Genomic DNA, 24,356 nt, shown 5'->3' with positions numbered 1-24,356 from the left:
GCGTCGGGCATTGGCCATTGATGAAGCCAGCTTTGGCCCTGATCATCCCAGCGTAGCTATCAGCCTTAATAACCTTGCTCAGCTATTTAAGGTGACAAACCGGCTAGCTGAGGCCGAACCGCTGACGCGTCGGGCATTGGCCATTGATGAAGCCAGCTTTGGCCCTGATCATCCCAGCGTAGCTATCAGCCTTAATAACCTTGCTTCATTGCTCCAGGCTACTAATCGGCTAGCTGAGGCCGAACCGCTGATGCGTCGGGCATTGGCCATTGATGAAGCCAGCTTTGGCCCTGCTCACCCCGAAGTAGCTATCAGCCTTAACAATCTTGCTCAGCTGTTTCAGGACACAAACCAGTCAGCTGAGGCCGAACCGCTGATGCGTCGGGCATTGGCCATTGATGAAGCCAGCCTTGGCTCTGATCATCCCAACGTAGCTATTCGTCTCAACAATCTTGCTCTTCTGCTTAGAGCTACTAATCGGCTAGCTGAGGCTGAATCGCTGATGCGTCGGGCATTAACTATTACTGAAGCCAGCTTTGGCCCTGACCACCCGAAGGTGGCTATTCGTCTCAGTAATCTTGCTTCATTGCTCCAGGCTACTAATCGGCTAGCTGAGGCCGAACCGCTGATGCGTCGGGCATTGGCCATTGATGAAGCCAGCTTTGGCCCTGATCATCCCAACGTAGCCACCAGCCTTAACAATCTTGCTTTACTGCTTAAGGCTACTAACCGGCTGACAGAGGCCACCGCGTTATTCCAAGATTACAAGACCAAGAGAGCAGTCCTACCAAAGCGCTCTGCCACTGTCATTGAGGTTATTGCTTCACAAAAGCTGCCTCTAGATGAAAACGATTGGCTAGCCCTACGGCTACGAACCTTTATCAATGAAAGCAAGCTGTTGCCTACTGGTACCGAGTTTAAAGGTATGTCGGCGGATGGCCCAATTTTTAAGGATGCCAACGGTCAGACGGTAACCGTTACCCAACTATCTGATGGGTTTCGCTCCATTCTAAGCTTGGCCTTTGAACTGATTCGCCAACTGATCCGAGTATATGGCTTACCGGCCGTTTTCCCGCCTAGTGGCATGCACGGCGTTATCGAACTACCTGGTGTGGTACTCATCGATGAGGTAGACACCCACTTGCATCCCACGTGGCAGACGCGCATCGGGCAATGGTTCACGAAGTGTTTCCCGCAACTCCAGTTTATTGTCACTACCCACAGCCCACTTATTTGCCGTGCCGTAACCGAAACCACAGGTAGCATCTGGCGGCTGCCTACACCTGGGCAGGGGCAGCAAGCCGAGGAAGTGACGGGTACTATGCGGGAGACTTTGCGGCTAGGTACCGTTCTGGATGCTTACGGTACAGGCTTATTCGGCGGACAGGAAGTGGAGCAGGCAGTTGAGGCTACGGAGATGCTCGCTAAACGTGCGCGCCTCAGTGCCAAGGAAGCAGTGGGTAAGGCTACGCCCGCCGAACTGGCGGAACTCCGCAAACTACGGCAACTATCCTCTTCCGTCGATGCTGAAGTTGAAATCTAGTTCGCCGGGCACGACTACGCTACAACACTTGGCCAGCCAGCAAGCCGTTATTGATGGCTTAAAGATTGAGGAGCAGGTGACGCGGGCACAAGAGCTTTGGAAGACCAAGAGCAGTGTTAAGGGCGGGAAACCTGCCTTTGATGAAGTAAAACAAGCGCTGATTGATCTGTGCGTGAGTACCGAACTGTGCAACTATTGTGAGCACAACGAAGCCACTGACATTGAACACGTCTATCCGAAGTCGTTTTTCCCGGAGCGCACCTTTCAATGGCCGAACTACCTGCTGGCCTGCAAAACCTGCAACACGCACTATAAGCTCGACAAGTTTGCCGTCTTCGCACCGGCGAAGTCAGCAACTGCTGTGATATTGCAGCGCAAGAAGCTGCCGCCCTCCACGGATGCCGCCTTTATCGACCCGCGTGTGGATGACCCGTTGTATTACCTACTTCTCGACATTACCGGTAAGACTTTCCACCTCGTTCCCCACCCCACGCTTACAAACCCACGCGAAATTGCCAAAGCCCAGCACACGTTAAACGTACTGGAAATTGGTGAACGGCCTGCTTTGGTAAAAGCACGAACAGATGCTTTCAATTTTTATCAGGGTCAGTTAGAGCAATACAAGAATGTAATGAACGCTGCTACCTTGACTGACCTGGAAGATCTGGCACAAGACCCTCATCTGGTGGACAAGAACAATACCTTTGCAGCCGAGCAGCAGGTTATGCTCAATGGCTTAAAACAAAGTATCCTATCCTACCTACATCCAACGGTTTGGCGTGAGATGCAGCGTCAGCACCAGTCATTGAATAAGACAAAGCGACTGTTTGCAGCCGTTCCAGCCGCGTTGACTTGGGTATAAGCTATTAGCTAAGTAGCAGGCTAACGCTCCTCAACCGCGCTGACGAGCAGACGCTAGCAAGCGTCTCTATAGGCGGGCAACCCATCTAATGAAAGTCTATAAAATAATTGCCTGAACCTATGCAATGCGGGTTGAGCCATAGCGTTTTAACGCTGCTGGCAGAGCCCCACGCTACAGTTATTGTATCCACCTTTTTTACCCACTACAACTATGGCATACCCCGTTGAATTATTGACCACCGTGGCCGACTGCGACTTGGTGCTGGCCGCTGCCGCCGAGGAGCGCGCCGAGATTGACTACCGCCAGACCCAGCTGCAGCACCTGCACACCGTGGGGGTCGGGCGCTCTACGGAGCTGAACGCGGCCCTGACCGGGGCTACCACCGAGTACAACGTGCTGGGTGCCCTGCTGCCCACAATGGCCGAGGGGAATACGAAAAAGAAAAACGAGCGGGAGTACAAGCGCCTGGAGTACCGCATCTACGTGCTGGGTGAGCAGCAGGCCTCCGGTGAGAATGGGGTAATAGCTCAGTTCAAGCGCAAATACGAAATCAACTGCATTACCAGACAGTTCGAGGAGAATGACACTCTGAAAGCCGAGGTGGAGGCGCGGCGCACGGTACTGCAAGGCTAGTGCGGCCGGCTATACTATTAAAGCCCTTCGGGGGCACCGCTGTGGGGGCGGGGCCGCCGAAGGGCTTTTGCGTGCTGGGCCGGCAGGGTAAGAAGAAGATGCGCTCTAACGCAAAGTGTGCCCGTAGCGGCTGCTACGGGCACACTTTGCGTTTTGCCAACCAACCATAAGAGGCTTTACTCCTTCACCACTTTCACGTGCTGGGTTTGTCCATCGAAGGTGAGATGCAGCAGGTAGACGCCGGTCGGCAGTTCGTTTACTTCCAGCAGCTCTACGGTGGCTAAGCCGGCCGGGGCGCTTATCAGCTGCCGCCGCACTTCCCGGCCTGTGAGGTCGTGCAGGGTGAGCACAGCGCCGGTCAGGGGCTTGCGCAACTGCAGCGTCAGGGTGAGGTGGTCGTGGAAAGGTACCGGGGAAGCCAGCAGCTTCGGGCCGCTGCCAGCTGGGGCATCGGTGGCGGGACTTACCGTGCGCACGGGCGAGTAGCTGCTGGTACCGTCCTGGTCTACTTGCCGCAGGCGGTAGTACACCACGGGAGCCTGGTAGCGGGCCAGCTGAGTATCACGCCACTGATAGTCGTGGCTGGTGCTGGTGTTGCCCTGCGCCGTCACGCGGCCCAGCTTCGTGAATGTCTGCCCGTTGCTGCTGCTTTCCACCTCGAAGTAAGCGCTGTTTTTCTCCGAAGCCGTGCGCCAATTCAGCTGCGCGTCGGGGCCCTGAAGCTGGGCCGTGAAGCTGGTTAGCTCCACGGGTAGTGGGGAAGTGCCAAAAGTGCCGATAACGGTCTGGCTGAAGGAGGTGACGGGAAAGGTAACCGTACCGGCTCCCGCGTTGGCTGCGCTGGCGCTAATGGGCGCATCGAAGGCCCCGTCGCTGCTGCTAGCCCGCTTGAAGAGCTTCAGGGTGGCTGCCGGGGCGGCGGCATCGGCGGCGCTGATATCGGTGGCGCCGAGCGTGTAGGTCACGTTGGCGTTAGTGAACGTGACACCGCTGTACTTGTTAATAATCCAGTAGGCGGGCAGGTACGTGTTTTTCAGGTTGGCATTGGTGGGTTGGGTGCCCATGGGCGACCCGCTCAGGCGGGTTACCGTTACGTCGCCCGAGCCCGTGACGCCCGTAAAGGCCAGATTGACATTCGTACTCGCGAAGGCAAGGTTAGCCGCCGACGGGGAGAGAAGCTGCGCGCTGCTCGTGCCAAAGCCCACGGGTGCCCCGCTGGCTACCCGGCTGATGCCGCCTGTGAGCGAGGATACGGCGCCGCTCATCACATCATTGGCGTTGCCGCTGGCCTCGTTAAATTGTAGGTAGGAGGTGAGCCCGTCGCCGCCGGCACTGAGCACCAGATGGCGGCGCAGGCGAATTTCACTTAGGCTCAAAGCCCGTGTCCACTGGGCTACTTCGTCGATGTCGCCCTGGAAGAAGGTGGTGGCGCTGCTGCTGAGCGTGCCCACGTAGCGCACCGGCGTGGTGCCGGGCTGGCTGCCATTCGATAGCGAAGCAATGACCTCCCCGTTGACGTACACCGTCAGGGTAGAGCCGTTGAACGTTGCCGCGACGTGGTTCCACTGGTTAAGCGTCAGGGTATTGGCCGCTGAGATGATGAAGGTAGTGCCGAAGCCAGCTTCCACCCGCCGGTCGGGCGAGACGGAGATATAGGGGGCGCGCTGGCTGGGGGTACCAGTGTCATTGCCCAGAATGCCAGCCATTACGCTACTGGTGCTGCTGCTCGTGGGCTTCACCCACACTTCCTGGGTGTATTGCGGGCCGAGCACCAGGTCTGGGTTGGTGGTGCCCAGGTCGAGGTAGCCGCTGGCGGCGCCGGTAAGGCGCAAAGCCATGCCGGCCACCTGCCCCGGAACAACGATGGGGCGGTTGCCAGCCGGTGCCGTAACGGTAGGCGTGCGGGCCACATTGCCCACCGTAACAGAGGCAGCCGTGGCGTCGAGGCGGTTGCCGGCCGGGGCAGTGGCCGCCACGTCGTAGGCCAGCCAGAAGTAATTGACGCCCGGCGTGAGGGGCCGCGTGGCCGCGAAGGTGAAGGTGGATACGCCGCTGCCCGACTGGCCGGCGGCGAAGGGCACGGCCGTGCTGAACGTGCTGCTGCCGCCGGTGTAGTACACCCGCAGCAAGCTGATATTGGCCGGGCTGGTGGTGCCGGCCGTCGTAAAGGTCAGGGACTGGGCGCTGAGGGGCTGCTCGGTGCCCGTGATGTTGACAGCCACCCGCACAATTGCCTGGTTGGTGCTACCCGGCACCACGCCGCGCGTAATCTGCTCGGTGGTGCTGCTCACGTAAGTGGCGTTGGCCACGTCGGTAATGCTGATGGCGAAGACTTTATCGAAGCTCTGGCTGGTGCTAGTGTTGGTGGTACGCACCCGAATGCTGTAGCTGCTTTTGGTTTCGAAGTCGAATACCGCCGCCGTATTCAGCTGGCTGCCCGAGATGTTGAAGGCCGTATTGTCCGTTGAGCCCGAACCGGCTACCAGTGCGTAGGTGTACGTCTGGCTCGGGGTTACGGAGGTCGTTGAGAGCGTGCCCACGGCCGTGCCGCTGGCCAGGTTTTCGGTCACACTGGCGTTGCTCAGGACAATATCCGTGGGAGCCGCCGCCGTGACGGTAAAGGGGCTGGAAGTGAAGGTATCGTAGGTGCTGACACTGCCGGGCAGAATAGCGCCCACGAATACGTTGTTGATAAATACGTTCAGCCGCTGGTTGGCCGTCAGGTAATTGCGCTGGGCCGTCTGGAAGCGAACCTGAAAGATGCCTACCGGTGCCACCAGGCTTTGTTCGAGGGCCCCGTTGCTGCCGCCGCTCTGCACAAAGGCCACGGCGGCTCCGCCGGGCAGCGGCGTGGGTGGGTTGAAGCCATTGCCGGGCTTGGCAATGCCGGCCCCGCCGAGGAACGTCCAGCTCGCCCCGGTCGGGGTGTAGCCGTAGGTCGTATTCGCCAGCGCGTCGTAGGTTTCGAAGCCGGGGTTGAGCAACGCCCCGCTTACGGCCGTGCTGGTGCCGTTCTGCAGCAGCAGCACCTCATCCACGAAGGCCGTTACGTCGCCGCCGCTACCGTTACCTGTGCCCTCAATTTTCAGCACGGGAGCGGTGAAGCTCTTGGTGATGGTGTAGGTTTCGCCGGCGAAGGGCGCGTTGCTGATGCCCGCGGAAACGCCCGCGCCGTTGGCCAGGTTTAGCTGTATCGTACCGTTGCCAGTGCCGGTGTTGGCCACCACGGTATAGGTAGTGCCCGAGCCCGATAGGCTGGCTACGCCCGAGCCGGCTACCCCACCCACGGTTAGGTTGAAGTTGTTGGTGGTCAGGCCTGTTACCGGGCCCGACAGCGTAACCGTGTAGCTTACAGTGGCAGTAGCTACCGCGCCGGGCAGATTACGCGTAATGCTCGTCACGGTCACCGGCGGGTTGTAGGTGATGCTGAACTGGGGGGCGGCCGTGTTGTTATTACCGGCGCCATCTATGGCCACGCTCGCCGGAACGTTTACCGTGACTACCCCGCTGGTGCCGGGCGTTACAGTAAAGGTATACGTGGTGCCGCTGCCGCCAAAGCCGGAAACCGACCCGTTGCTTACGTTTACACCCCCGGCCGTGAAGCCCGTTACGTTTTCCGAAAAGGTGACCGTAACCGGGATGGGCGAGGTGGCTGTGGGGCTGGTGGCGGTAGAGGTGATGTTTGCCGTCGGGGCCGTGTCGTCCACGTTGATTACCGTGATGGTAAATGCTTGGTCGTAGGTGAGGCCGCCCTGGTCAGTGGTGCGGATGCGCACCGCGTAGCTGTTCTTGGTTTCAAAATCGAAAACGGCCGAAGTGCGCAGCGTAGCGCCCGAAATGTTGAACGAGGCGTTGTCGCCGGAGCCCGCGCCCGTTACCAACGTGTAGGTAAACGTGTTGCTGGCATCGGGGTCGGTAGTGCTGAGCGTGCCCACCGTCGTGTTGGTCGGCCGGTTTTCGGCTACCGAATTGCTGCTCAGAATCAGGTCGGTGGGCGCTTCATTCACGTTGGTTATCGTGATGGTGAATGCTTCGTCGTAGGTGAGGCCGCCCTGGTCGGTAGTGCGCACCCGAATCAGGTAGCTGTTCTTAGCTTCGAAATTGAAGCTGGCTGAGGTGCGCAGGTTGCCACCCGAAATGTTGAACGAAGCATTATCCGTGCTGCCCGTGCCGGTTACCAGCGAGTAGGTAAACGTGTTGCCCGCATCCGGGTCGGTGGTGCTCAGGGTACCCACGGTGGTGTTGTTCGCCTGATTCTCCGCCACCGAGGTGCTGCTCAGCGCAATATCGGTCGGCGTCTCGTTCTGATTCGTCACGTTCACCGCGAATGACTCCTCGTAGTTCAGGTTGCCGTCGGACACCCGCACCCGAATCGAGTAGCTGCTTTTGACTTCAAAGTTGAAGCTAGCCGAGGTACGTAGGGTGGTGCCCGAGAGGTTGAACGAGGCGTTGTCGGTGCTGCCCGAGCCAGTTACCAACGAGTAGCTGAGCGAGCTGCCCGCATCAGGGTCGTTGCCGCTGAACGTGCCCACGGTAGTATTCACCGCCTGGTTTTCGGCCACCGAATTGCTGCTGAGGGCAATGTCGGTAGGCGCTTCGTTGACGTTGGTTATTGTGATGGTGAACGATTCATCATACGTCAGGCCACCCTGGTCGGTAGTACGGATGCGCACCGAGTAGCTGGTCTTGGTTTCAAAGTCGGCCGAGGCCGTCAGGCGTAGCGTAGCGCCCGAGATATTGAACGAGCCGTTGTCGCCGGAGCCCGCGCCGCTTACCAGTGAGTAGGTAAACGTGTTGCCTGCGTTGGGGTCGGTGGTGCTGAGCGTGCCTACGGTGGCATTGGCCCCGGCATTTTCGGACACCGAGGCGTTGCTCAGGGCAATATCCGTGGGGGCCGAGTTGGACGAAGTGACAGTGAAGGTGCCGAAGGAAGCCGTGCCGCCGCCGGTGCTCACGCTCACCGGGCCGGTAGTGCTGCCCCCACCCACCGTAAAGACGAGCGAGCCGGTCGAATTGCTGGTAATGGCGCCGGGCGTGCCGTTGACCCGGGCCGCCGAGGCGCTGCCCAGATTGCTGCCGCTTACCGTTACGGGGGTGCCTATCGGGCCGCTGTTGGGGTTGATGCCGCTGATGGTAGGCGCCGCCGGCAGGTTGGTAGCCGACAACACCCCAAGCAACGCCAGCGTGGAAATGCCGGTGGAGCTGATGGTATACGAGCCAAAGGTGGCTCCTGCCCGGGCGTAGCCCGACGCGTACAGCGTAGAGCCGCTCATCTCCAGGTCGAGGCCCGAGTCGGAGTCGACCGTGGAGCCGCCCCGGACTGACCCGTTGCCGACGGCTGAAGTGGTGTTATCGGTATAGCGCGCCACGTAAACGTCGCCGCCGGTAGTTCCGACGGAGGTTTGGCTGGTGCCCCCCAGGGGTACGGTACCACTGAAAGTGCCGGTCACGAAGACGCTGGTCCCGCTTACCGCCAGCTCGTTGCCCTGGCTGCTGCCGGAAGCCGTCGGAACGCCGATAGCCCAGCGCGGCGTAGCTGAAGTGCCCGCGTCGGTATACTTGCCCACGTACATCTCCAGGTTGGTGCTGGGGGCCGTAAGCGTAGTGCCCGCAATGCTGGCACCGGCGGTTCCCTGGGCGTAGAACCCGGTGAAGAACAGGTCCGAGCCGATTACTTTCAGGGCGTAGAGGTCGTCGGTAGCGCTGCCGCCGTTGTTCACGGCCCAGCCGTTGGAGTACGTAGTGCCGTTGTCGATAACCTTGGCCAGAAAGATGTTTCGGTCGTTGAGGGCAGGGGTGGTCAGGGCCTGGCCGGCAATGTTCAGGGTGCTGGCAAAGGAGCCGCCCACGTACACCCGGTTGCCGTTCACGCCCACGGCGTAGCCTTGGTCGGTGCGGGGGCCGCCGCCCGATAGTGCCCAAACGGGAGTAGCCGGGCTGGCAGTGAGGTCGAACTTAGCCAGGAACATATCGGCTTGCCCGGCCGAGGTGATGGCCAGCCCGGCGAGTGTGCTGGTCCCATAGATCTTGCCCGTCAGGTAGAGGTTGTTGCCGCTGATGGCGATGCTCTGTCCTGCGTCGGTGCTGGGTACGGTGGAACCGCCGAATTTCTGCGCCCAGCCATTGGTGTAGGAGCTGCCGTTGTCGATGTACTTGGCCAGAAACCCGTCGCTGTCGTTGATGGTGTTGGCATTGGTGAGCAGGGTGCCGGCAATGGTAGAGCTACCGCCGCCATAAGAGCCCGTCACGTAAACGTCGCTGCCATTCACGGCAATGTCGTAGCCGGAGGCCCCGGGCGTACCCACAACCCACAGCCAGGCCTTGCTGCTAGTGCTCCACTTGCCCACGTACATGGTCGAGTACTCGTTGGTGGTAATCCGGATGTTGCCGCCGCCCACCTTGGGGAAGTCGACGCTGCCGCTGTAGGTACCCACCACCAGCATATCACCGGCCGCGTTTAGGGCGGTAGCCTGCACCTGGCAGACGATGTTGTAGCCGGCCGGCAAGCTGCCCTGCACGGGGTTGGTGGAGTAAATGCCCTGCCAGGTAGGAGCCTGGGCCCAACCAGTCAGGGTAGAAAGCAGCAGTAGTAAGAGCAGTAGGGGTTTCCTCATATGAAGGAGCTTTGCAGAATAGGGAGTGGGAATACGAAGGCGGAAAATCGGGGAGGAGCTAAGCGCTGGGCATAGCCCAGCCGGCCCCGGTAAGGGGAGGCGGAACTATCCGGAAAGCAGAAGGAAAGCAAGTAGGGGGCAGCAGCACAGGCGAAACGACGAAGAAGGGGGGTAAAGCACCACTTCTTGGGAAGCAACGGCCACTAAACCTAATAACACACAAGTACTTGGCAAAGGTAGGCCAGGGGAGTAGCTTTACATAAATATTTCATTGTATAGAGTGATTTTCATGGTATTATTCAATAAGCAGGCTCCGCCCGGAAGCCCGGCTGCCGTGGAGCCTGCAAGCTGCCCGGCCGGATTGGCAGAGCTAAGGCTTTTCACGTGGGCCTGGGGTCGATACTTGCAGATGCTACCAGATGACACAGGCGCGTGGCAGCAATGGCGGCCGGCAAAGCGCAGGTAGGAAAAGTATAAACCCACCTGGTAGCCCAGGCCCCACCAGCTGTGAGTTGCCCATCTATGAGCGGTAGCTTCCTACGGGCTACTGATAGCCAACCGGAGCTGGTAGCCAACAAAAAAAAGTCCCTGACGGCATCCGTCAGGGACTTTGAAAGTAAATCGGCTAGCAGCTGCCGGCGCAGTTGCCGCCGCTGCCACACGGGTTATTCCTGCACCACCAGCCGCTGGGCCGCCCCGCCCGGCACCGACAGCAGATACACGCCCGCCGCCAGGGCCTGCGTGTCTACGTCGAGGGTGCCATTGGCAGCAGGAAGCACCGAAACTGGCACGCTCCGACCAAGCAGGTCGCGCAGCAGTGGGGTAGCAGTGGCCGGCAAGGCAGTGTGCAGGCGTTGGCCCCGCCGCACGGGTGTAGGGTAGGCACCCACGTCCCCGAGGTGCTGGGTGCGCACGACCACTACGGGCGTATAGCTGGTGGCCCCGTTGGTATCGAGCTGGCGAATACGGTAGTACACCTGCGGGGCCGGTGGGGCCGCATCGTAGCTGGTGTAGCGCCGCTCGGTCTGGCTGGTACCAGCGGCGGCCACGGGCTGGCCGAAGGCCGTGAACGTGCGGCCGTCGGTGCTGCGCTCGGTAACAAAGCTCTGGGTGCGCAGCTCCGTGGCCGTGGCCCAGGCCAGCCGGGTGCGGCTGCCGTCCCAGGCGGCCGTGAAGCTCGTCCAGGTAACGGGAAGTGGCGCGGAAGTGGCGCTAATGAAGGCGAAGCTGCTGGCGCCGCCCCGCGTGGCTCCGTTGGGCGGAAACTCGGTGAGGCCGGGCGAGGTGGAAACCCCGTTGGCTCCGCCTTGCAGCGCAATGGTGACGTTGCTAAAGCTGGCCGTCTGCGTCAGGCCGATATAGCCCGCGCCGCCGCCGCCGCCGGGCCCGTAGCCTTTGTCCACAGTATTCTCGGTGTTGCCGCCCGCGCCCCCGCTGGCCGTCAGCTGGAGATTCATGATGCTGCTGGCATTTACCACGATAGTGCCGCCGCCCCCGCCACCGCCGGCCCCGTCGGCAAAGGGGTTGTTGGCTTGGGAAGTGCCGCCGGCCGCGCCGTTGGCCACCACCGAGCCACTGCCCGCGAAGCCCGCCCCGAGCAGGTAGACTAGTCCGCCCCCGCGGCCCCCGAGGCCGGCCACGCTCGTGTTGCCATCGCCGGTGCCGCCGCCGCCGCCCAGGTAGAGGCGGCCGGCGCTGTAGTCGAGGGGCCGGCCGCCCAGGCCGCCTGTGTTGGGGCGGCTATACTGGCCCCAGCTGGCCTGGTTGGGTCCCACGGTCAGGGCATCCAAGTCGTTGTCGGACACGCCGTAGCCGCCGCGGCCCCCGCCCGAGGAGGAGGAAGTAGCAAAGCCGGCGCTTTCCAGGTTCCAGGCGTTGGCCCAGGCGCCGGTAGTAATGCTCGGGCGGCCAGTGCCGGTCCAAGAGGCTACTGTGCCGCCGTTGGCCCCGCCGCCGCCGCCGGCATTCACCGAGTTGCCGCCACCACCACCGTTGGCCGGGGCGCCCCGGCCCCGGGTGCCCCCGGCGTAGGAAGCGCCGTAGCCGGCAATACTTTCGCCCTTCTCACCACCAGTATTGCCGGTGCCCACGTAGTTGGCGTTGTTGTTGACGCCGTTATTAGCCGTAGCCCCGCCACGGAAGCCCAGGCCCGTAGCCGCGATGCTGCCGTTGATGGTAGTGGTACCCTGCGCTTCGGTGGCCACCACGCCGCCGGTGGTGCCATCCCAGGCCGCTCCCGTGATAGAGCCGCCAGCATTGATGGTGAGCGTAGTGTAGCGCGGAATCCGCACAATCTGAACTTTGCCGGCGGCGGTATAGCTCCGGCTCAGCGCTTTGCTGAGGCCAAACGAAGTACCGTTGATAATGCCCTGCACCACGGCCAGCTCGTAGTTGCCGGCGTTATTGTAGGCTGTTACCGCGCCGTAGCTGCTGGTATTGGTGGTATTAATAGTGGCCCCCTGCATCTGGATGACCATGATCAGGTCGCCGGTGCTCAGGCCGCTGGTGCTGGCTACGGTCAGGGTAGTGGTGCCGGCCGCGGCATCGGCGGTGAGGGCCGAATAGCTGTTCACTACCACATTGGCGGTGCTCACGGTGAGGGGGCCGTTCTTGCCGGCCTGGGCCTGTGCCCGTTGGGTGAAAGCCAGCGTCAGGGCACTGGCGAGGGCAAAGCAATAGAGGTGTTGGTGTTTGAGCATACTAGTGTGATAGAGCGAATAATGCAGTCGAGCCCACCCCGCGCATTTGCTACAAAGGTAGAAGTCAGCTATATAGAAAAAATGTAATTTTATAGCCTTTTTATTGCCAATGTGTTTGCTAACAGCCACATCGACGGCTACTCTGGCCGGGAAAAACGTAGCTCGCCGAAAGACCGAAACCGCCGGCAGGCCCTGTGGAAATAGGCTGGGCTTATTCGGCCCAAAAACTGCTGCCGCTGTTGTGCGTATAGCCAGGGCGGGCTTCCGGCTACCAGCCTTGCCTGCGTTGCATTCTATTCTGCCCCGGCAGCTTACTTTCTGATTTCTGAAACTATGGCCACTACTCCCAAGAAAACCGACAAGAAAGCCAACGACGATACGCAGGGCGCAGTAGGCGCTACCAGCGCCAGCACCGGCAACATCCAGAGCGCCTCACCCACCATCGACTCCGAAGCCGGCGTAACGATGGGCGACGGAATTCACCACCTGCACAGCTTGGCTAAGGGCGACGAAGACTTCATCAACGGCACCGACCTGCAGCAGGAGCCTAAGGATAAGCCCAAGAAGTAGCTTGCCCCCCAATGAACGAAAAGGCCCGAACCTGGGAAGGTTCGGGCCTTTTTTTGTGGGTAACGACGGCGCTACTTAACCATCAGGGTGCGGACGGCCCCAGTTTTCTTATCGACCTCGAAGGCTGCTTTGTTGGGCATCCGGTTGGCCCAGTCGGAGCGGGGCACCAGCACCTGCCAGTGGTCTTCCACATCCATAGCCCGGGCCGAGTCGAGCACGAACAGGGCCGCGTTGGGCAGCGTCTGCACGTGGCGGCCTACGGCGGCGCGGGCCTCGGCTTCGGTAGCGGCCCCGGTGGTAGCTGCGGGCGTAGCCGCCGCCGAGTCGGTGGGCAGCATAGACGTATTATCGGTGGCCGGCGTTTGCTGGCAGCTGCTCAGTGCGCACACCGTGCCGAGCAGCAGAAAAGGAAGGGCTTTTATCATCATGCGGTAAAGTAAGCGGGTAAATTCTATTGCGGGCCCTACTATTCCGGGCGCAGCGGCTGGGCGGTTTGAAACTGATATACCCGAAAGCGGCGCGGTATGTGAAACGCCGGGAACGTAATTTCTCCCTCGGCCCCGTCGGCGAAATAGGTTTTCTGGTGCCGGGGCGCTAGGGAGTCGTAGCGAAAGGTAACGCCCAGCACGTTGCTGCCGGTGGTGTTGAGACTGGTATCGAGGCGGGTGTGCTGCCCCTGCGACAAGGCCACGATACGATGCGGCCCCGGCGGCAGGCGCAGGTAGTAGTTGAGCCGGTCGGCGGGGCTGCGGTACTTGGGCACGAGCGTGTCGGCCAGGCGCTTACCGTCGCAGAACACGGCAATATCCACCAGCTTTTCCTGGCTGTCATTTACCACCTGCAGCCGTACTAACTCCCCGCGGTGGCAGCCGCTCAGGCCCAGCAGCACAAGCACTAACCGCTTCCTCATGCCTATGAATACGAAGAAGTGCGGTGCCCGGCCGCCGCGGGCAGCAGGAGAAGGGGCATTCATCGGGCACGAAAAAGCCCTGGCTGCGGTGTGGCAGGCAGGGCTTTTCAGCGGAGCCGGGAAAGGCTACGCGTGGATGCGCTTGCGCTTCTGACGGCGACGCTCCTGCGCCTGCTTCACGCGGTGGTGCAGGGCTTCTTGTGCGGTTAGGGGCTCGGCGGCAGCGTTGGCCTGGGAGTCCTGGGAAGTGGGGGTGTTAGTCGTCGCCATAAGGAAAAAATGAGGCTGAGATATGAGGGTTAGTGACTTGTACTGCGGCAAGTAGCGCGGAGTTTTGCCCCGGCCCGACTCTTTCGCGTGGGTAGGCCACCCGTGCAAGGTACGCTTAATACGGCACATAGCCGGCCTGGTTATGCGACACAGCTCCGGCCCTGGCCCTGCTACACGGGCTTGTTGTTGATAGAAAATAGCGTTAGAAAAGCCTGTAAAGCCGATTTTGCCCTGTCAATAAGAATTTCGGCAACCAGTTGACAAAGCCAGCCCCGTGCTACAATTGGCCTGGTTCCGGCCCCCGCTTTACCGGCTGAGTACCTGCGCCACTGGCGCGGCCTGCCGACGAAGTACCGCTTGGACGGCGGAGTTGCGCGGGTAACCTGGTATCTTGCTTCCCGACGCTGGGCCGTGAAATTGAAGGACGTACTAAAGGGGGTGTTTCTGTTGTTATGAAAAAGAATGTTTGCCTACTAGCCCTGGCTGCTGCCTTTGGGGCCACCAGTTGCCAGCAGGAGCTGCCGGAACTGATAGTGCAGGAAACCTGCGGCTCGAAAACGGTAATCAAAGAAAACGTGCTGGGGGAGGGCCGCGTCTTTCTCGATAAGAAAGAGCAGCTGTATACCATTCACGCCAAAATTCCGGGCACATTCAATGCGCCGACGGTGGGCTTTATCTGTGGGCAGCTGCCCGAGGCGTTTCGTAAAGATTCTCTACCGGTGAGCTTCACGGGTACTTACCGGGCATTCGACAAATACGCCCCGCCCAGCGGCGTAGAGTATTACTATCTGTCGCCGTCGAAGCTGGAAATTATAACCGGTGAGTAGCCGCTTGGGCCGAAAACGGTATTATTGACGGGGTTTTACCATCCACCGGCAGCGCCGCGCCGCTGCTTTTACTGGCTACCGCGTGCTAAGAATTCTGCTGCACCTCATGGCCGGGCTGCTGTTGCTCAGCGGCCCCGGTGCCTTCGCCCAGCGTATCGTTGAGCGGAATTATCAGCATTATTTCGCTGAGTATGGGCTGCAAGGCTCTTTTTTGGTACTCGAAGCCGGCACCGGCCAGTACACAGCCTACAACCTGGCCCGCTGCCGCCAGGGCTTTCTGCCGGCTTCTACTTTCAAGATTCCTAACACCCTGCTCGGGCTCGAAACCGGGGCCGTAACCGATACGGTCGAGATATTCCGTTGGGACGGCAAGAAGCGCAGCTTTCCGCAGTGGAACGAGGACATGACCTTTGCGCGGGCCCTGCGGGTGTCGTGCGTGCCGTGCTATCAGGAGGTGGCCCGGCGCATTGGGGCGGCGCGCTACCAGCAGTGGCTGCCCAAGCTGCGGTTTGGTCAGATGCGCGTGACGCCCGCCACGGTCGACTCGTTTTGGCTGGTTGGTTCCTCACGCATCACGCAGTTCGAGCAGATCGACTTTTTGCAGCGGCTGCAGCGCGGGCAGCTACCCATCGCGAAGCGCAACCAGGAGCTAACCAAGGCCCTGCTCGTGCTGGGCCGGGGCCCGGACTGGATGTTGCGCGGCAAAACCGGCTGGGCCATGCGCCAGCAGTACGACAACGGCTGGTTTGTGGGCTGGGTGGAGCAGGCCGGTAAAACGTATTTCTTTGCCCTGAACGTGGAGCCCGCCGACGGACAGCCGGCCACGGCGAAATTTGTGCAGGGCCGTCGTGCTCTCACCGAGCAGATTCTGCGTCAGGAGTTTGGGCTGCTGGGTAGTCCCGGCAAGAAGTAGGTAGCATTTCTGATTTTTCCGATTCCTGAGTAAATGTCGATTACCATTCTGACCGTACCCGGGCTGGGCAGCTCAGGGCCGCTGCACTGGCAAAGCATTTGGGAGCAGCAATATGGCTACCGCCGGGTAGAGCAGCGCGAATGGGAACAGCCCGCCCGCCCCGACTGGGTGGCCGCGCTGGATGCCGCCGTGCGGGCCGCCCCCGGGCCGGTAGTGCTGGCAGCCCACAGCCTGGCCTGCAGCACGGTAGCGTTCTGGGCCCGGCGGCACGACACGAGTCAGGTGTGCGGCGCACTGCTGGTAGCCCCTGCCGATACCGAGCGGCCCGACTTCCCAGTCCGGGCCGTGGGATTTGCGCCCCTGCCGCTGGCCCGGCTGCCGTTTCCCAGCATCGTAGTGGCCAGCACCAACGACGAGTACGTGACCCTGGCCCGGGCCACCGAATTTGCCCGCTGCTGGGGCAGCCGCCTGGTAAACGCCGGGGCATTGGGTCATCTGAACTCGGCGTCGAGCCTGGGTGAATGGCCACAGGGCCACGCGCTGCTGCGGGAGCTGGCCGCCTCTGCGGAAATAGGCTAATTGGTTCTGCTGCTTACTAAATAGCCTGCGGGCAGCCTGCTATTCAGGTTGAGCCGTGTCGGGAGCCGTGGGCAACTCGGGCTCAGTCGCCGGGCTGTCGTCGTTGGAAGTTACTGGCGCGAAACGGTCTTTGAAGCGGGCGTACAGGGCATTCATTCCCAGCAGCAAAATGCCCATCAGGATAAAGACCACCGCCCGCGTAATAGTGCCCCGCTGGCTCAGATCGAAGAATACCAGCCGCACCAGGCAAATGGCCACGCCAGCCAGAGACGCGTAGCGGAAGTCCTGACGGCGCAGCAGCAGGCTGCTCACAAACAGGGCCACTACTTCCAGCATCAGTAGTACCGTGAGCACCGAGCGGTCGAAGGACTGCACCAGCAGCACGGTAAGGGCCAGAAATGCCGGATACAGCAGCGCCGCCACCAGTTGCCGGAAACTCAGCCGCCCCAACGCTGCCAGGCCCGCCAGACCCGGCGGCCAGATAAGATGCTCGGGCCGGGCCGGCAGCTGCAGGGCCAGGGCCGCGTAGGCAAACTGCAGGGCTACGGCCCCGGCCGTCGTCAGCCACCGCACACTCAGCAGCTGCCCCGGAGCCAGATACCGCAACGCCACGTAGCTGGCCCAGAGCGTGGAGAGCCAGAAAAATAGCACGCCGTAGAGCTGCAGCCGCCGCAGCCGCGCCGGCAGCCGGGCGCCACCCAGCGTCAGGCCAAACGCCAATGCCAGGCATAGCAGCGCCTGCCAGGTAAGTTGCACTTCCCACCACAGCGTGAAGCCCAGAAACAGCAGTGTCAGCTCGGGCAGATACGGGTGCAGCCACTGCCAGGTACGGTAGCGCGGGCCAGTAGTGGGAGCCCGGCGCCAAGCCAGTGCGGCCAATACCAACACCAGAGCAGCGGCCGTGAGGCGGCGGCCCCGCACCTGCCACAGCAGTTCCGTACTGGGTACCAGCTTACCGAAGTGCCAGAGCATGGCCCACAGGAGCAGCCCATAGGTGATATGCAGCAGAAACCGGTCGGGCTGACCGGCGCGGGTTAGCTTGTCCGGGTCGGTGAGCCGCTGGCGCACCTGGTGGGCAGCAGCGGCGGCAAGAGTGGCCAGTGTAGTCCAGAGCAGCACGGCCAGCGCCTCGGAATGTGGTGCTGCCGCGGCCCACGCAGCCACGGTTAGGTGCAGGCCCAGCAGGTAGAGCCAGGGCCAGCGTACCTGCCGCGCCCGGGCCGTCCACCAGGAACAGGCCAGCCCCACGCCCGCCAGCAGCACCAGCGGTAGTAAGTAGCCGAGTGCGGAGCCGGTAGTGCGGTTGGAATCAGCAACCAGCACCTCGTGCCACTGCAGCAAGTGGTAAGCTGTAGTAGCCAGCAGCACGCCGGTCCACAGGCCGGGCACCACCACGTAGCGCCGCAGCAAGAGCAGCGCCGCCCCGAGGCCGGCCGCGGCCCAGGCGGCCCAGGTATGCTCGTACACCAACCCTGCCGCCGTTAGCAGCAGCACGCCCGGCACTGTGCCCAGCACCCGCAGCCGATACGCCGGATTGTAAGCAAAAGGCAGCGCATCGTAAGCCGGCGCTTCCAGCCGTACTACGGCGGCCTGGGCGGCGGCCGTAGCCAGTGCGGCCAGGGTCAGGAGCAGGGCGCGCTGTTCGGCGCTCAGGTGGCCGGTGCCGTACACCAGCATTGGTAAGCCCACGGCCAGCAGCAGCGTGGCATATAGCAGTACCCGGTATGTCCACCACTCGCGCCGCCAGGCCAGGGCCAGCGTCATAAGCAGCATTTCGAAATAGAGCAGCACCTGCGTCAGCGGCCAGCTGAGGCCGGCTTTGTGCAGCCCCAGCACCGCCACGCTCAGCAGCAGCTGGCCCGCCAGCAGGTGCAGCACCCGGAACCATTCGGCCCCGCCGCGCAGCCACCGGGTAAGGGCCAGCAACCCGCCGCCTAAAAGCGCCGCACTGCCCACCAGCACCGCTACCGGCGGGCTGCTCACGCCAAACAGCGCCTGCAGCAGCAGCCTCACGCCCCCCAGATACAGCAGCCCCGTAAGGCCGCCCGTACTGTGGTGCAGGCTCCGGTCGGGCGACTGTGCCACTTGGGCGCTGAGCCACAGCTGCCGCTCCAATTGCCGGAAGAAAACCGCGCTAGCCAAGCCCACGCCCAGCAGCAGCGCCGCGTTGCGGTGCAGGTTTGCGGGCAATAAGTGGGACCAATGCGCCACACTGGTCAGCAGCAGCCAGCCACCAGCCAGCAGCGCCCCGCCCGTGAGCAGGCGGAAAGCCGCCGTTTCAGTGGCCCGGGCCAGCAGCCAGGCAAGGAGCAGCATTTCGAGGTAGAGCACGGCCGCCGTAGCCGGCCACACCAGGCCCAGCTTGTGCAAGCCCAGCATAGCCACGGTTAGCAGCACCTGCCCGGCCGCCAGGTGCAGCGTCCGGAACCAGGTCGGCCCGCCGCGCAGCCAGTGGGCCAGCCCGAAGACGACGCCCGAAACCGCCGCCGCTGCCCCAATCAGCGCCCCGGCCGGCGGGTTGCTTACGCCAAACAGCGCTTGCAGCAGCAACACTGCCACGCCCAGGTACAGCGCCCCGACTAAGCCCCCGAAGCCCTGGTGCAGGGCCCGGTTGGTAGCGGCACCATCGGCTTCATTTTCAAAAACGGGGTGCGCAGCAGTAAGCCGGAAATAGCCCGCGCCCAGGCTGGCTGCCAGAAACACGACCAGCGCGTTGCGGTGCAGCTCCGTGGGTGTGTAGTGCGCCAGCTGGGTGAGTACCATAAGCAGCAGCCCCGTACCGGCCAGCAGCGCCCCTGCCGCCGCCACCCGAAACACCAGCGTTTCCTGCTCCCGGGCCATGATAAAGGCAATCAGCAGCGACTCAAGCAGCATAAACAGGCCCACAATGGGGCCCGTGGCATGCCAGCCCTGCAGGGAAAATGCCGTGGCCAGGGCCAGAATCAGGGAAATGATGGTGTCGGTCTGGAACAGCCACTGAATGCCCAGTTGCCGGGCCCGGCGCGCCACGAAAAACGTGAGGACGGCCCCCAGCGCCAACGGAATGGTTTTCCAGGGCGAGCCGGTACTGTATTGGTAGAGGTTGAAGCCCAGCGTGGTCCAGTTGAGCACGTGCGCCGCAAACAGCAGCGCGTCGAACTGCGTGTGGGCATACACGCGGCGGTATTGCACAATGGCCGCCGCTACGCCCACCAGCAGCACTAGGGCCATGGCTACCAGCCGCAGACCGCTACCGAGCGGAGCTGCTAGGTGGAAGTGCCAATACTGGTGAAAGACGAAAAAGCTCAGAATACTCAACAGGAGCTGGTATTTCCAGCGCTGCCGGTAGGTAATGGCAATGCAGAAAGCCGTGACGCCGGCCGCCGTAGCCAGGGTAAGCAAATCGGGCGCAATGGTAGACAGGGCCACCAAACTCAGTACCCCGTGCAGCGTAGCCACCGATTCGCGGCTGCTGCGCCAGGCCAGCCAGAGGTTGGCGGCCACGCCGGCCAGCAGCAGCAAATAGCTCAACGGCGGCGTGGCCCACCGCAGGCCTGGCACGCTGACGGCGCCCACGCAGGCAAATAGAAAAATGGCCGCCGCGCTGCTTTGCAGCCACACGTGCAGGCGCTCGGCAAAGGGCTTGTTGCGCAGGTAATAGTTCAACCCCAGCAGTACGCCCGCAAAGGCCGAAATCATGGCGAAGCGCACCGGTGGCGTAACCTGCAGGGCGGTGTATACGCCCAGAAACCCGACGCCCGTTACCAGTACCACGGCCCCCAGAATACCCGTCCAATTATCGAGCAGCAGCTGCTCGGTGCGCTGCCACCAGGTAGGGCCAGCCGGTTCGGCGGGCACCGGTGGCGCGGGTGGAGTGAAGACGGGTTCCGGCTGCGGTTTAGGCAATGGCGCAGCAGTGGGCGGTGCGGGCTGAGCAACCGGAGCGGCCGGAGTGGTGGCAGCCACGGGCACGGCGGGTACCGGCGCGGCCACAGGTGGCTGCATGGGCTTGGGCGGTACTGGCAACGCCGGAGCTGTCGGCGGAATGGGAGGCACAGGCGCTACTGCCGGCAGCGCAACTGGTGTCGGGGCCGTAACGGGCGGCGTTATCTGGGGAGTAGGCGACACCAGCGCCGGTGCTACGGCCGTAGCAGGTGCCACCGGTGCGGCCACCGTACGGGGCACGTCCGGAGTTGCGGGGCGAGCAGCGGGTGGGGTAGCTTTCAGCAGCCACAGCTCAGCGCGGAGTTCCTCCACCTGGGTTAGCAGTTGGGCGTGGGCATTTTCGCGCTGGCCCAGCCGTTCTTCCAGCCGCTTCACCCTGTCCTTCATGGCTTGATAGAATAAGCCAATAATGACGGCCGCAAACAGCCATAGCATCGTTTCCATAAGGTAATCCAGGGAGAATATTCGGGTAAAATCGGGCTGCTAACCCAGGGCAGATGTGCTACAAATAGTTCACCGCCGGGCCGGCAGGAAAAATGGCTGACGGAAACTTAGTCATTTATATAGCGTGAGCCGAATTTCCACGACTCGCCCGTCTTGCGCGGCCCAAGCAGCTTTCGGCCCGGGCCTGCGTATGTAGCCGCGGGGCCGGCCGGAATCGGTTTGGGCCGGCCTCTGTTTATTCCGCTATGCTTTCCTATCGGCACGAGATTTTTCTGGAAGTAGCCCGCCTGCTGAGCTTCACCAAGGCCAGCCAAACCCTGTTCGTGAGCCAATCGGCTGTGAGCAAGCACGTAAAGGCCTTGGAGGAAGAGTACAAAATTGGCCTGTTTGAGCGCCTCGGCAACACAGTGAAGCTCACGCCCGCCGGCCAGCTGCTCTACCAGAAGCTGCTGCTGGCCCGGCAGCTCCAGCACGAGCTACACCAGGAATTCACGGCCCTCAGCGCCGACTATGCCCCGCGCTTCCGCATGATGATTGGGGCCAGCACCACCATTTCGCTCTACGTACTGCCGCCGGTGCTGTCGGCCTACCTGCATCAGCACGCCAACATCCAACTCACGCTCAAAAACCGCAACAGCGAGAATATCCTCCGGGCCCTGCTCGACCACGAAATTGACCTGGGCATCATCGAGGGCATCAACAAAGTCAGCAATGTGACCTACACGCCCTTCCTGACCGACGATGTCATTGCCGTATGCTCGGCCCGCAACCCGCTCAACACCCGCAACCTCACCGTGCAGGACCTCTACCAGGTGCCACTGGCCGTGCGCGAGGTGGGCTCGGGCACGCTGGCCGTGCTGGAAGAAGCTCTGGCCCACCACCAGATGAAGCTGCCCGATTTGCCGGTAAGAGTGCGCCTGGGCGGCACCGAGGCCCTGAAAAACTTTGTGCGCGTGGATACCTGCCTGGCGTTTTTGCCCCGGCAGGCCGTGGTGAAGGAACTCGAATCGGGGGAGCTGCTGGAAGTGCCGATTCAGGGCCTGGCCATGCGGCGGCAGTTCAACTTCATCCAGCGCAAGGGCACCGAAAACAACCTGCCCTACAAGGATTTCGTGCAGTTTATGAAGCGTCACTATTCGAAAATGGCATAGCCTATTCCGAATTGCTGTTTTGTTTCCGCATACCGTCGGGGGTACTTGCCGTTCTAAAGCTCGGCCCTATAGCCCCCTGACCCCCGATGGAAACCTGCACCACTCTCGCCTCCCGAATTCAGTCCCTGGAATGCTCGGCCTGCGGCAAACCCCATTTCGCCTTTGCCCTGCAGCGGGTGTCGGAATGCTGCCAGATGCCGCTGCTGGCCGTGTATGACCTGCACGAGCCGCTCAGCAAAGCTAGCATCTGCCAGGCTGACGGCTCGATGTGGCGCTATCAGGAGCTGCTGCCACTGCTGCACGAGGAAAACCGGGTGAGTCTGGGCGAAGGATTTACGCCCATTCTGAACCTGCAAAACCTGGCGGCGCGCTACGATTTACGGTCGTTGGTACTTAAGGACGAAGGCCAGAATCCCACCGGCTCGTTCAAGGCGCGGGGGCTGAGCATGGCCATTTCCAAGGCTAAGGAGCTGGGCGTGCAGGGCTGCATTGTGCCTACCGCCGGCAACGCGGGCGTGGCTATGGCGGCCTACTGCGCCAAGGCCGGTATGCGGGCCGTGGTAGCTATGCCCCGCCACACGCCCCAGGCCTTCCGCGACGAATGCTACTGGTACGGGGCCGAAGTGCAGCTTATCGATGGCCTGATCAACGACTGCGCCGCCTGGGTGCGCCAGACCAACGCCAACGGCGAGCTGCTCGACGTATCGACGCTGAAGGAGCCCTACCGCATTGAGGGCAAAAAAACGATGGGCTACGAAATTGCCGAACAACTGGGCTGGCAGCTGCCCGACGTTATTCTGTACCCTGCCGGCGGCGGCACCGGCCTCATCGGCATCTGGAAGGCGTTTCGGGAAATGAAAGCCCTTGGCTGGTTGGACCCCGAGGTGAAGCTACCCCGCATGGTGGCTGTGCAGGCCGCCAACTGCTGCCCGCTTATCGAAACCTACTTGGGCCGGCAGGCCAACTCGCAGCAGTACGTAGGCCAACCCACCATTGCCAATGGCCTGGCCGTGCCGCGCCCCTTAGGCGAGCCGCTGATGCTGGAAGTGCTGCGCGAGTCGCAGGGCACGGCCCTGAGCATCACCGACGAGCAGATGGTAGAAGGCATGCGGGAGCTGGGTCGCCTCGAAGGCCTGTTTGTGGCCCCCGAAGGTGCGGCCGTCTGGATGGCGGCCCGGCAGCTGCTGAGCACCGGCTGGCTGCGCCCCGACGAGCAGATTCTGCTGCTGAATACTGGTTCGGGTCAGAAGTACCTGGAAAACGTGGCTGGCCAGTATTAGGGCCGCTATTTCGTACCAACAAACACTGAGTTTCCCGTAGCTTGCCGCCTTTATTCTGGTAAGCTATGGAAGCAACTTGGGGCTGGCAGTACGTCGATTTTTACCCCGATGAAATTCGAGAACAGGGTCGGGTGTCCGAAGCGGAAGCCCTGGCCGCCTTTGCCGCTTTTCCCTGGGAAGCCCAGCTCCAAAAGCTGTCTCAGCGGCAGCGCGAGGGCCGCACCAGCACGCTGCCCGGCGTCTGGTTCCGGCGCGGCTCCGAGTACCTGCTACTTACTAGTCCCGACGACCTGACCGTACTGCTCGACTATCGGGTGGGGGAGAAGCACTATCCGGGCCGGGTTTCGCTGAACTGGCACGCGCACACCCTGGACCCGGAAGACATCATCCAGATGTTTTTTGCCGGTACGCTGCCTGCCTGGCCCGGCTGGAACTATATGGAGCCCTATGTGCCTCTCGCGCCACCGCCCACAATTCTGAGCTACACCTCGCGCAGCCGCTCGCCGTGGTCGGCGCTGTTGCCACCAGCCGGAGTCGTGGTTTTGGCATTGGTGCTGGCCGTAGTCACGCCGCTGCAGGTATCGATATTACTTGGCGGCACGCTGGTGGGTTTGCTCCTTTTCGGCCCTGCCGCCCGGCTCAACTGGCAGTACCTACAGGGCGGAGGGCAGCAGGTCGAAGTCGATGTGGTACACCACCAACTCACGCTGCACGACCGCCACGGCACGCTGGAATTTGGGCGGGAGCAGGTGCGCGACTGTGTGGTGGTGCGTACCCGTCCGCGCAGCCGCTCGTTTCAGGGCTACCAGTACGTGTGCTTCGTGCTGACCAATCATCAGGTCTGCGTCATCACCCACCACACTGGCCCGAGTGTGGCCATAGCCGAGGCTATGGGCGTGCAGTATCGGGTGGAAGAGCCCGGCTTTCCATCAATTTATTTCCGCCGGCTGTCTGATGCCGAGCTGGAGGTTGCCGAGCAGGAGCATCAGCAGCGGATTCTGGAATTTGAGCGGCGCTTTGCTTCCTATACCGATGCACAGCTGGGGGCAATAGTCAGCGAGCCTGAGCGTTACGCCAGCCATGCTGTGGCCGCCGCCGGGCAGCTGTTGCAAAGCAGAACCATAACCAAGGCCTGAT

The 24,356-nt window shown here is 62.0% G+C and carries 16 protein-coding genes; 10 read left to right on the top strand and 6 right to left on the bottom strand.

Features of this window, described 5'->3' with window-relative positions; genetic code table 11:
* The 3 genes from LGH74_RS11555 to LGH74_RS11545 all read left to right on the top strand — a co-directional run.
* The coding region (locus LGH74_RS11555) for a tetratricopeptide repeat protein (protein ID WP_226175810.1) at nt 1-1,543 on the top strand (1,543 nt) is incomplete at its 5' end.
* Nucleotides 1,524-2,405 (top strand): HNH endonuclease family protein, encoded by an 882-nt coding sequence (locus tag LGH74_RS11550; protein WP_226175809.1) that lies wholly within the window; start codon nt 1,524-1,526, stop codon nt 2,403-2,405. The genes LGH74_RS11555 and LGH74_RS11550, both read left to right, overlap by 20 nt.
* A 210-nt stretch (nt 2,406-2,615) precedes the next feature.
* A complete protein-coding gene (locus LGH74_RS11545; protein WP_226175808.1) occupies nt 2,616-3,038 on the top strand; it encodes a hypothetical protein in 423 nt (140 codons plus the stop codon).
* 176 nt (nt 3,039-3,214) lie between these two features.
* On the opposite strand, the gene LGH74_RS11540 is transcribed toward LGH74_RS11545, so the two are convergent.
* Nucleotides 3,215-9,652 (bottom strand): cadherin domain-containing protein, encoded by a 6,438-nt coding sequence (locus LGH74_RS11540; protein WP_226175807.1) that lies wholly within the window; start codon nt 9,650-9,652, stop codon nt 3,215-3,217.
* A 665-nt stretch (nt 9,653-10,317) separates the two neighbouring features.
* The gene (locus LGH74_RS11535) at nt 10,318-12,351 is read right to left on the bottom strand and encodes a hypothetical protein (RefSeq protein ID WP_226175806.1); all 2,034 of its coding nucleotides are present in this window, start codon (nt 12,349-12,351) and stop codon (nt 10,318-10,320) included.
* Nucleotides 12,352-12,684: 333 nt separating this feature from the next.
* On the opposite strand from LGH74_RS11535, the gene LGH74_RS11530 reads away from it, so the two are divergent.
* Nucleotides 12,685-12,921, top strand: a complete 237-nt coding sequence (locus LGH74_RS11530; RefSeq protein WP_226175804.1) for a hypothetical protein — start codon at nt 12,685-12,687, stop codon at nt 12,919-12,921.
* Nucleotides 12,922-12,992: 71 nt separating this feature from the next.
* Here LGH74_RS11530 and LGH74_RS11525 read toward each other — a convergent pair whose 3' ends face one another.
* The 3 genes from LGH74_RS11525 to LGH74_RS11515 form a co-directional block, all read right to left on the bottom strand.
* On the bottom strand, nt 12,993-13,349 hold the full coding sequence (locus LGH74_RS11525) for a hypothetical protein (protein ID WP_226175803.1): 357 nt from the start codon (nt 13,347-13,349) through the stop codon (nt 12,993-12,995).
* Nucleotides 13,350-13,387: 38 nt separating this feature from the next.
* Nucleotides 13,388-13,831, bottom strand: coding sequence for a hypothetical protein (locus LGH74_RS11520; protein WP_226175801.1), 444 nt, complete (start codon nt 13,829-13,831; stop codon nt 13,388-13,390).
* A gap of 126 nt (nt 13,832-13,957) precedes the next feature.
* Nucleotides 13,958-14,101 (bottom strand): hypothetical protein, encoded by a 144-nt coding sequence (locus LGH74_RS11515; protein WP_226175793.1) that lies wholly within the window; start codon nt 14,099-14,101, stop codon nt 13,958-13,960.
* A 452-nt stretch (nt 14,102-14,553) separates the two neighbouring features.
* Between LGH74_RS11515 and LGH74_RS11510 the strand changes: the two genes are divergently transcribed.
* The 3 genes from LGH74_RS11510 (at nt 14,554) to LGH74_RS11500 (ending at nt 16,420) form a co-directional block, all read left to right on the top strand.
* Nucleotides 14,554-14,928, top strand: coding sequence for a hypothetical protein (locus LGH74_RS11510; RefSeq protein WP_226175791.1), 375 nt, complete (start codon nt 14,554-14,556; stop codon nt 14,926-14,928).
* A gap of 82 nt (nt 14,929-15,010) precedes the next feature.
* Nucleotides 15,011-15,841, top strand: a complete 831-nt coding sequence (blaOXA, locus tag LGH74_RS11505; RefSeq protein ID WP_226175789.1) for a class D beta-lactamase — start codon at nt 15,011-15,013, stop codon at nt 15,839-15,841.
* A 33-nt stretch (nt 15,842-15,874) separates the two neighbouring features.
* Entirely contained in the window at nt 15,875-16,420 is a 546-nt protein-coding gene (locus LGH74_RS11500; RefSeq protein WP_226175781.1) for an RBBP9/YdeN family alpha/beta hydrolase, read from the top strand.
* A gap of 39 nt (nt 16,421-16,459) precedes the next feature.
* On the opposite strand, the gene LGH74_RS11495 is transcribed toward LGH74_RS11500, so the two are convergent.
* Complete coding sequence (locus LGH74_RS11495) at nt 16,460-20,788, bottom strand: DUF2339 domain-containing protein (protein WP_226175779.1); 4,329 nt, start codon at nt 20,786-20,788, stop codon at nt 16,460-16,462.
* Nucleotides 20,789-21,033: 245 nt separating this feature from the next.
* Between LGH74_RS11495 and LGH74_RS11490 the strand changes: the two genes are divergently transcribed.
* The 3 genes from LGH74_RS11490 to LGH74_RS11480 all read left to right on the top strand — a co-directional run bounded on the left by LGH74_RS11490 (nt 21,034) and on the right by LGH74_RS11480 (nt 24,355).
* The gene (locus LGH74_RS11490) at nt 21,034-21,939 is read left to right on the top strand and encodes a LysR family transcriptional regulator (RefSeq protein ID WP_226175778.1); all 906 of its coding nucleotides are present in this window, start codon (nt 21,034-21,036) and stop codon (nt 21,937-21,939) included.
* A gap of 86 nt (nt 21,940-22,025) precedes the next feature.
* Nucleotides 22,026-23,219: a threonine synthase gene (locus LGH74_RS11485; protein WP_226175777.1), complete on the top strand. Its 1,194-nt coding sequence runs from the start codon at nt 22,026-22,028 to the stop codon at nt 23,217-23,219.
* Nucleotides 23,220-23,284: 65 nt separating this feature from the next.
* Nucleotides 23,285-24,355, top strand: a complete 1,071-nt coding sequence (locus tag LGH74_RS11480; protein ID WP_226175775.1) for a PH domain-containing protein — start codon at nt 23,285-23,287, stop codon at nt 24,353-24,355.
* The last annotated feature ends 1 nt before the right edge of the window (nt 24,356 follow it).

It is taken from the genome of Hymenobacter lucidus, assembly GCF_020447265.1.
GTDB classification, from domain to species: domain Bacteria; phylum Bacteroidota; class Bacteroidia; order Cytophagales; family Hymenobacteraceae; genus Hymenobacter; species Hymenobacter lucidus.
Note: the sequence above shows the minus strand (reverse complement) of the source record. Positions and strands in the feature narration are given on the sequence as shown.

Coding starts and splice junctions, on each gene's coding strand:
- LGH74_RS11525 (WP_226175803.1), bottom strand. CDS start 13,349: ATGATGATAAAAGCCCTTCCTTTTCTGCTGCTCGGCACGGTGTGCGCA.
- LGH74_RS11485 (WP_226175777.1), top strand. CDS start 22,026: ATGGAAACCTGCACCACTCTCGCCTCCCGAATTCAGTCCCTGGAATGC.
- LGH74_RS11515 (WP_226175793.1), bottom strand. CDS start 14,101: ATGGCGACGACTAACACCCCCACTTCCCAGGACTCCCAGGCCAACGCT.
- LGH74_RS11500 (WP_226175781.1), top strand. CDS start 15,875: ATGTCGATTACCATTCTGACCGTACCCGGGCTGGGCAGCTCAGGGCCG.
- LGH74_RS11535 (WP_226175806.1), bottom strand. CDS start 12,351: ATGCTCAAACACCAACACCTCTATTGCTTTGCCCTCGCCAGTGCCCTG.
- LGH74_RS11495 (WP_226175779.1), bottom strand. CDS start 20,788: ATGGAAACGATGCTATGGCTGTTTGCGGCCGTCATTATTGGCTTATTC.
- LGH74_RS11540 (WP_226175807.1), bottom strand. CDS start 9,652: ATGAGGAAACCCCTACTGCTCTTACTACTGCTGCTTTCTACCCTGACT.
- LGH74_RS11530 (WP_226175804.1), top strand. CDS start 12,685: ATGGCCACTACTCCCAAGAAAACCGACAAGAAAGCCAACGACGATACG.
- LGH74_RS11550 (WP_226175809.1), top strand. CDS start 1,524: ATGCTGAAGTTGAAATCTAGTTCGCCGGGCACGACTACGCTACAACAC.
- LGH74_RS11480 (WP_226175775.1), top strand. CDS start 23,285: ATGGAAGCAACTTGGGGCTGGCAGTACGTCGATTTTTACCCCGATGAA.
- LGH74_RS11490 (WP_226175778.1), top strand. CDS start 21,034: ATGCTTTCCTATCGGCACGAGATTTTTCTGGAAGTAGCCCGCCTGCTG.
- LGH74_RS11520 (WP_226175801.1), bottom strand. CDS start 13,831: ATGAGGAAGCGGTTAGTGCTTGTGCTGCTGGGCCTGAGCGGCTGCCAC.
- LGH74_RS11545 (WP_226175808.1), top strand. CDS start 2,616: ATGGCATACCCCGTTGAATTATTGACCACCGTGGCCGACTGCGACTTG.
- LGH74_RS11510 (WP_226175791.1), top strand. CDS start 14,554: ATGAAAAAGAATGTTTGCCTACTAGCCCTGGCTGCTGCCTTTGGGGCC.